General features: G+C 41.2%; 1 protein-coding gene. It reads right to left on the reverse strand.

What is annotated here, in order from left to right; translation table 11 throughout:
- On the reverse strand, positions 1 to 381 hold a 381-nt coding region (gloA, locus tag F7Q96_RS26715), incomplete at its 3' end, for a lactoylglutathione lyase (RefSeq protein WP_151023679.1).
- Positions 382 to 430: the final 49 nt, after the last annotated feature.

Raw genomic sequence — 430 nt, forward strand, 5'->3', positions numbered from 1 at the left:
ATCTTGCTGAATTAATTCGACTTTATAACCATCCGGATCTTCAACAAAAGCAATAACTGTCACACCACCTTTCATTGGTCCAGCTTCACGAACAACTTTGCCACCACGCGCCTTAATCTCGTCACAGGCCGTATATGCGTCATCCACAGCGATTGCAATATGTCCATACGCATTGCCCAAATCATAATGGTCAGTATCCCAATTATGGGTTAATTCCAGTACTGTATGATTTGCTTCATCTCCATAGCCTACAAATGCAAGGGTAAAGCGCCCTTCCTGATACTCCCGCTGACGTAATAATTGCATACCGAGTACTTCAGTATAGAACTTTAGAGATCGTTCTAGATTGCCTACTCGTAACATGGTATGTAACATGCGCATGATATTCATCCTTTTTATTGATCAAAACTACAATGTGAGGCTAAAAATC

The sequence above is a fragment of the Cupriavidus gilardii genome, assembly GCF_008801915.1.
Classification (GTDB): Bacteria; Pseudomonadota; Gammaproteobacteria; order Burkholderiales; family Burkholderiaceae; genus Cupriavidus; species Cupriavidus gilardii.